This is a genomic window from Thermodesulfitimonas sp. (assembly GCF_052743955.1).
On sequence record NZ_JBRAIN010000045.1, the window covers coordinates 1 to 7132 of the forward strand.

The 7132-nt window shown below is 58.8% G+C and carries 12 protein-coding genes; all 12 read right to left on the reverse strand.

Annotated features, from left to right (window positions below; translation table 11 throughout):
• On the reverse strand, positions 1-667 hold a 667-nt coding region (locus tag ACUVTA_RS05300), incomplete at its 3' end, for a 4Fe-4S binding protein (protein WP_445951932.1).
• A 167-nt stretch (positions 668-834) separates the two neighbouring features.
• Complete coding sequence (locus ACUVTA_RS05305) at positions 835-969, reverse strand: hypothetical protein (RefSeq protein WP_445951933.1); 135 nt, start codon at positions 967-969, stop codon at positions 835-837.
• Positions 970-978: 9 nt separating this feature from the next.
• Positions 979-1176 (reverse strand): ferredoxin, encoded by a 198-nt coding sequence (locus ACUVTA_RS05310; protein WP_445951934.1) that lies wholly within the window; start codon positions 1174-1176, stop codon positions 979-981.
• A 13-nt stretch (positions 1177-1189) separates the two neighbouring features.
• Positions 1190-1741, reverse strand: coding sequence for a FumA C-terminus/TtdB family hydratase beta subunit (locus tag ACUVTA_RS05315; RefSeq protein ID WP_445951935.1), 552 nt, complete (start codon positions 1739-1741; stop codon positions 1190-1192).
• A gap of 25 nt (positions 1742-1766) precedes the next feature.
• Positions 1767-2171: a type II toxin-antitoxin system VapC family toxin gene (locus ACUVTA_RS05320; RefSeq protein ID WP_445951936.1), complete on the reverse strand. Its 405-nt coding sequence runs from the start codon at positions 2169-2171 to the stop codon at positions 1767-1769.
• Positions 2168-2422 carry an AbrB/MazE/SpoVT family DNA-binding domain-containing protein gene (locus tag ACUVTA_RS05325; RefSeq protein ID WP_445951937.1) on the reverse strand — a complete coding sequence of 85 codons (255 nt, stop codon included), beginning with the start codon at positions 2420-2422 and terminating at the stop codon, positions 2168-2170. The genes ACUVTA_RS05320 and ACUVTA_RS05325 overlap by 4 nt, the downstream gene beginning before the upstream one ends.
• Positions 2423-2499: 77 nt before the next feature.
• Complete coding sequence (locus tag ACUVTA_RS05330; RefSeq protein ID WP_445951938.1) at positions 2500-3339, reverse strand: fumarate hydratase; 840 nt, start codon at positions 3337-3339, stop codon at positions 2500-2502.
• Positions 3340-3383: 44 nt separating this feature from the next.
• Entirely contained in the window at positions 3384-3839 is a 456-nt protein-coding gene (locus ACUVTA_RS05335; RefSeq protein WP_445951939.1) for a metal-dependent transcriptional regulator, read from the reverse strand.
• Positions 3840-4155: 316 nt separating this feature from the next.
• Positions 4156-4353, reverse strand: coding sequence for a hypothetical protein (locus tag ACUVTA_RS05340; RefSeq protein ID WP_445951940.1), 198 nt, complete (start codon positions 4351-4353; stop codon positions 4156-4158).
• A gap of 26 nt (positions 4354-4379) precedes the next feature.
• Positions 4380-4667 (reverse strand): DUF2325 domain-containing protein, encoded by a 288-nt coding sequence (locus tag ACUVTA_RS05345; protein ID WP_445951941.1) that lies wholly within the window; start codon positions 4665-4667, stop codon positions 4380-4382.
• A gap of 100 nt (positions 4668-4767) precedes the next feature.
• On the reverse strand, positions 4768-6810 hold the full coding sequence (gene feoB / locus ACUVTA_RS05350; protein ID WP_445951942.1) for a ferrous iron transport protein B: 2043 nt from the start codon (positions 6808-6810) through the stop codon (positions 4768-4770).
• A gap of 68 nt (positions 6811-6878) precedes the next feature.
• Positions 6879-7132, reverse strand: a 254-nt coding sequence (locus ACUVTA_RS05355) for a FeoA family protein (RefSeq protein ID WP_445951943.1), incomplete at its 5' end; no start/stop codon positions are given.

Genomic DNA, 7132 nt, shown 5'->3' on the forward strand with positions numbered 1-7132 from the left:
CGCGGGTGGAACCAAAGGATAGAGCACCCCTGCGACAGGTAGCCACACAGGAGCCACATTTGATGCAATCATTGTCCCCCATGATCCCTTCGCTCCGATACTTATATGGCATCAACTGCATCGGACAAACCTGGGCACAGGCTCGACAGTCAACGCAGGATTGGCTGATGAAAAGGGGCTTTTTGCCTTTAGAGAGCTTAGAGAGCCAGGAGCCAAGGGTGCCCATAGGGCAGATGTGACACCAAGCCCGGGGGTGAATAATCAGACCCAGGATAATCCCTACTATGGTGGTAATAGTAAGAATACGTACCAGGGCCAGCCCCATGGCCGCCCCATCACCTTTGGCCATGTACCACTGTACTCCGATCATGGTGAAAATTAAACCCAGCATGAACACCCGCACGGCGCGGCTGCGCAAAAAGGCAGGGATGGTCTTCTTGCGGGATAAAGGCCTAATAAAAAGATCATAAAAGGCTCCCCGGGGACACATCCAGTCACACCAGGTCCGCCCCCCCCGAAAGACCGCCATCCCCACTGCCCCAAGCATACACCCGAGCAACAAGAAGCCCAGCCAGGGGTAAAACCATCCCAGTACAGCCACCACAGGCAAACCCACCCAGGTAAAGCTCTGCCGCAGTTTGCGCTGCTTTTGTTTTTCCTTAAGCATAACACCGCCTCCCTAGGGTATCAAAACCATAGGCCACTTTTACCCGGTACCCATTTTTACGTTGCCACACGAGGGAAATATACCCCCCCCGGGTATCTATATCCCAAATTAACATAGACCCGATGTACTGTCAAGATCCTTTTAGTTACCAAATTTACTGCTGATAGTTACAAGTTCCCGTCCCGTACTTCCTGCCCCACCACTCGCCACACCCCTGGATCTCGCGCCAGGAAGCGCTCTTCGTCTATGCCGAAGGGAATATCAGGTATACCCAGAAGCCGTTCATTTAAAACGGGCGTCACTTACGCAAATCACTCCTCGGCCCACCGGATGCACTGGGCGGGGCAGGAGGCCGTCGCTTCCAAAATACAATCCTCGTCTCCGCCGTCGGGATTAACTACCTGCGCGAACCTACCAGTAGCGTTCATCTGGAAGACTCCCGGACAAATCGCTTCGCAGTTACCGCACCCGTAACACTCGCTTTGCTCGATGTAGAGCACTCTTGACACCTAACAACCCCTCTTATCCAAGCCGCCAGCGCTTGCTCTCCTGATAGATGTCCCCGCCGTAAATGTCGTTAGCCACTAAAGCCGGAAAATCTTCCACGCGGAACTCGTGGATTGCTTCCGGGCCAAGGTCGGGATAGGCGAGCACGCGTGCTTCTCTGATTGTCTGCGCCAGCAAGGCCCCCGCCCCGCCGTAGGTGACGAAGTAAACGGCCTTGTACTCGGCCAGCGCGGCCACCACCTCCGGCGAGCGGTAGCCCTTGCCGATCATCCCCTTGAGCCCCTGGGCCAGAAGCGGGAGGGTATAGGGGTCCATTCGGCCAGAGGTGGTGGGACCGGCAGCGCCGATGACCTTTCCCGGCGGTGCCGGCGTCGGACCCACGTAGTAGATCACCTGGCCGGCGAGGACCACCGGCAGCCCTTCGCCCCGGGCCAGCACTCCAGCCAGCCGCTTGTGGGCGGCGTCCCGCGCGGTGAGCAGCCGCCCGCTGATCAGGACAGCCTGCCCCGCGCGCAAGGATTCAATTACCGCGTCGGTCAGAGGAGTCTTTATTTTTAATGGTTCCAAGGGCGTACCTCCACAGGTTTTAAGCTCAAAGACCCAGACGTTTCTGGGTAGCTATTCCGTATTGCTCAAAATGTCGATCGTAGGTAAAGGCAGCATCAAAGCCAAGCCGCTCCATCAGTGCAAAGCTAGTGGCATCGGTGTACGAAAAATCCTTATCGGCGTACTTCTCGATAATCGCGCGCGCCTTTTTCTCGTCCCGGCCAGTAACTCGTTCTACCGGCCACGTATTAGTTAAGAGCCACTCCCTGGCTTTGGCCGGATAAGCCCGCACAGCAAGAAGATTATAGGTCTCCGCTACCACAAAGTTTGATAACACAAGCTCTACCTTCGCTTCGGTAAGCTGACGTAATGCTTTAACTGCCGCTTGGTGGTTTCGATCACTTTTCAGAAGAAGGGCCACAATGGCACTCGAATCAACAAACACCCTCACAACTTTTCACCTAAATATTTGTGCTTTTCCTCAGAAACATCGTCTTTCCCTTCTCGATCTGTGGCCGAACCAATAAGCTGCCAGATGCCGTCATCAAAGCTGGCCCGTTTATAAACTGGCATTTTGTAAAGAACCAGACGGTCGTCCTCAACCTCGCATACTAAGTAATCTCCTTCTTCTACCTGCAGCTTTTCCCGAACAAAGAGGGGCAACGTTACCTGCCCTTTTGGTCTTACCCTAATTATTTCCATTTTCTTGCTTACTCCTCTTTTATGATTTTCCACCTGAGTCTAAATTAGCACCGTACACCAGTAAAAGTCAGCCGTCTTCAGAGCACCGCTGAGCGGTGGCGCGCCGCGTGACAGTTTAGGTTCACCGCCACCGGTAGGCTGGCGATGTGGCAAGGGTACACTTCGACGTGCACCGCCAGCGCCGTCATCCGGCCGCCCAGCCCCAGCGGCCCGATCCCGGACCGGTTGATCGCCGCTAACAGTTCTTCTTCAAGCGCCGCTACCGGGGGATCGTCGCTGCGGCTGCCAAGAGGCCGCAGCAGCGCCTCCTTCGCCAGCAACGCTGCCTTTTCCATCGTGCCGCCGATGCCCACACCCACCACCAGGGGCGGGCAGGCATTCGGTCCCGCCTTTTCCACCACCTCGAGAACGAAACGCTTCACGCCCTCCACGCCGTCGGCCGGTTTTAGCATCCGCAAAGCGCTCATGTTCTCGCTGCCGGCTCCTTTCGGCGCCACGGTGATCCGCAACCGGTCGCCGGGCACGATCCGGTAGTGGATCACCGCGGGGGTGTTGTCGCCCGTGTTCACGCGGTCGAGCGGGTGGCGTACCACCGACTTCCGGAGGTAGCCTTCGCTGTAGCCGCGGCGCACGCCTTCATTTACCGCCGCTTCCAGGTCCCCCACAATGCGCACCTCCTGGCCGACTTCTAAAAAAACGACCGCTACCCCGGTATCCTGGCAGAGGGGAATGCCCTCGGTCCGCGCCAGCGCCGCGTTGGTGAGCAACTTTCCCAGCACGTCCCGCCCCCGCGGCGACTCCTCCTGTTCCCGCGCCCCTGCCAGTGCCCGGAGCACGTCCTCTTCTAGCGTTACATTCGCCTCCCGGCAGAGGCGCGCCACCACCGCGGTGATTTCTTCTGCCGTAACCGTGCGCAAGCCAGACCCTCGCCTTTTAATTGAATACAGTGCCCCGAAACGGATTACTCCTCTTTCAGCCCGCTATCCTCTGCTGCTCCTGGAGCAGCGCCTGCCGCCGGCTCCCTTTCGGGAACCCACCGGTTAGAAGCGAGGAAGGCGAGCAGGCGATCCATAGTCTGGGGGCTCACTGCGTGTTCCATCCGGCACGCGTCCTGCTCCGCAACGGACGTCGGAACCCCCAAAACCGCAGTCAGAAAATAGAAGAGGGCCCGGTGACGGTGCCGCACTTCTGTCGCCCACGCCCTCCCCTCCTCGGTGAGCCAGACCGGCCCGTAGCGGTCCTGGGTCACAAGCTTCAGACGTTTCAGGTGGCCCAGCGCTTGAGCCACGCTGGGTTTGGCGATCCCGAGCCGCGCGGCGATGTCGGTAACCCTAACCACCCTGTTGGTCTCCGCGAGGTCGAGAATCGCTTCGAGGTAATCCTCGAGAGCCGGAGAAAAGCCGCCCTCTTTTTTCACGTCTTATCTCCTACCGGGGTTATACCAAGTCACATCTCCATTATAAAGAAGGCTGCCTCCCCCCGCAACCAACCCTTAGGTGTTTCGGGCAGAAGAAAAGGAGCACTTAGACCTCCTTACCCTTGTATAACGCTGTTGCCAGCGAGGTAATAGCTCTACCGCAAAATCAACTTTGGGAATGGCCGGCGGTATAAGAATCCCTTGCCTCCAGCGCCGCAATCAAGCACTCGGTGGCCGCGTGAAAGAGATCGTTGCGTCGCGTCCAAAACAACCCCTGCACCTCTCCTGCGTTTTCTACCCCCTACCCCCTGTCTTCCTATCGCGGCGTAGCCTTGCGGCGCTGGAGAAGAACCTCGATTAAAGCTGCCAGCGCCGCTTCCGCCTCGCTGCTCGCCTCGCCTGGCAAGGTAAAGAAAACCGCCTCCAGCTTCTTCCCTTCCCCCCGCTGCGTTACCCCGGTATAACCTTTTCCTTCAGCTACCGCTAAACCCCGAATAAAGCACCGGCTCGTCACTGGTCTCCCCTCCCTTCTGGACACCGTCAGCGCACCCTACACGCAGTCAGTAACGCCGGGGCGATTTCCGACCAGGCGCGTCGCCCAAAGATAACCCGCCTTTGTTTACGTTTCGCCTCTTCTTTGATTGCCCTGACCGTCTGGTGGTTTACAAAATCGGTAAAGACCAAGACCAGATCATGAGAGGAGCGGAGTCGGACTAGCACTTCCCTCTTCTTTCGCCCGGTGATATGCTCGATCTCCCTAAAGCCCAAGGAGCGAAGCCGCGCCGGTATTTTCCCCAACCTGTCACCGCCAACAATGAGAACCCCCATCGTGATCCCCCTTAAGTAAAGTTAGACAAACCTAACTTACCCGTCTGGAAAAGGCCGGGCATAACACCCGGCACCGACATGATTCTGAAACGATTCTCGCTTATCTGAATCCCAAGAGCCGCCCGCCCTGGTAGATAAGACAAGCCGCGACCCAGCCCAGGGCCAGGGTATAAGCGACGGCAAAGACCGCCCACCGCCAGCCGGCCTCTCTTCGGATCGCCCCGATCGTCGCCACGCAGGGGATATAAAGGAGCGTCAGCACCATGAAGGCGTAAGCCGAAAGCGGAGTGAAGTGGTGCTGGACGGCGGCTTGCAAACCAGCCTCCTCAACCCCGTAAACCGTCCCTAACGTCCCCACCACGACCTCTTTCGCCAGGACGCCGAAGAAGAGGGCTACCGCCGCTTCCCAGGTGCCGAAACCGCAGGGAGCGTAAAGCGGGGCGATGGCCTGGCCCAGACGGCCAATAAGGCTCTGCTCCACCGCCGTCCCCGGCGGCAGGTGACTGAGCAACCAGACGAGCGTTACCACGCCGAAGATAATTGTACCCGCCTTGCGGATGAAGGATGAGCCGCGCTCCCACATGTGGATGAGTATCCCCCTTAAAGTCGGCAGCCGGTAAGGAGGCAGCTCCATCACGAAAGGTGCTTCTTCTCCTTTAAAGACCAGCGACTTAAGGAGCACGCCTGCCAGGATGGCAAAGCTAATGCTCAACAGGTAAAGGGAGAAGACCACCAGCCCTTGCCGCGCCCCGAAAAAGGCCCCGGCAAAGAGGACGTAAACCGGCAGGCGCGCCGCGCAGGAGATGAGCGGCGTGATCAGGAGCGTGATCAGCCGGTCGCGCCAGTTTTCCAGGGTGCGGGTGGCCATAATCGCCGGCACGTTGCACCCGAAGCCAATAACCAGCGGGATGAAGGACTTCCCGTGCAGGCCCAAGGCGTACATCAGCCGGTCCATCACGTAAGCAGCCCGCGCCATATAGCCGCTGTCCTCGAGGAACGAGAGCGCCAAAAAGAGGAGGAAGATCGGCGGCACGAAGACGAGCACCGACCCCACGCCCCCGATGAGGGCCTCGTTCACGAAGGAAGCGAGGAGGTCGTGGGGGATGGCTTTGGCGGCTGCCGCGCCGAACCAGGCGAAGAAGGACTCGATGTAACCAACCAGCGGGTCGCCGAGCCAAAAGGTGAACTTGAAGACCGCCCACATTGCCCCCAGGAGGATCGGGATGCCCAAAACCCGGTGGGTCACCACCCGGTCGATCTTATCCGAGAAGGTGGCCTTTTCGGCCACGGTCGGCTGCCGGGTAACCGCCTCTTTAACGAGCCCGGCGATGAAGCCGTACCGGCCTTCGGCGATCAGGGTTTCGGCATCCTCCCCGGTCAACTTTTTCAGTCGGGCGGCGGCCTTCCGGGCCGCGGTGAGCAGCGCCGGGTAGGCGCTTAACTGGCGCTCAACCTGCTCATCCCCTTCTAAAAGTTTCACCGCCACCCACCGGGAAGAAAACTCTTTGAGCGGCACGCCCTGCTCCCCAATCAGCGCTTCGAGCTTCGCGATCTCCTCCTCCGCCTCTTTGCCGTAGTGTACGATCCGCGCCCTCTGCTTCTCTTCCTGCGCTTGCTGCAAGGCTGCCGTAAGGAGTTCTGCCATCCCCCGTTTTTTCGTCGCCACGGTAGGAATGACCGGAACCCCTAAAAGCGTACTCAGCTTGGATACATCAATTTTCAAGCCCTTCGCCGCCGCTTCGTCCATAATGTTGAGGGCGACCACCACCTTCGCCCCTATCTCCAAGAGCTGAACCGTGAGGTAGAGATTCCGTTCGAGGTTTGTGGCATCCACCACATTAACAATCACGTCGGCCGCACCCGAGAGGATAAAGTCCCGCGCGATCAGTTCGTCCGCTGCGCGGGCACCGAGCCCGTAAATCCCCGGTAGGTCAACGACGCGCACCTGCGCCCCCGCGTGGAACAGCTCCCCCTCCTTCTTTTCCACAGTCACACCGGGCCAGTTGCCGACGTACTGGCGTGCCCCGGTCAGGTTGTTAAAGACGCAGGTTTTTCCTACATTCGGATTGCCGGCCAGGGCCAACACCACTTGCGCTGGCTTCCTCTCCTCTTCTTTTACAAACTGAAGCGCCGCTCCACTCACGTTACCCCTCCTTTGTTAGTGTAACCTAACTTTCGGAACAAAAACCACTTACGCTAAACCCCCGAAACTTACCTGCCGACCTGCTCCACCAGGATCTTGTAGGCCAAACCGCGGCCGAGGGCTAAACGCCCGTCACCCACGGCGATAATCAGCGGCCCGCAGAACTGGTTCTGCACCACCCGAATCCTTTGGCCCGGAAGCAGGCCCAGCGCCGTCAGCCGGGAGTGGAGGCTCCCCCGCTCCCCGACATCCCTGATCACCCCTTCTTCCCCGGGCAGAAGCATCCCTAACGGCAAGAGCTTCACCCCCGCTCCACCTCCAC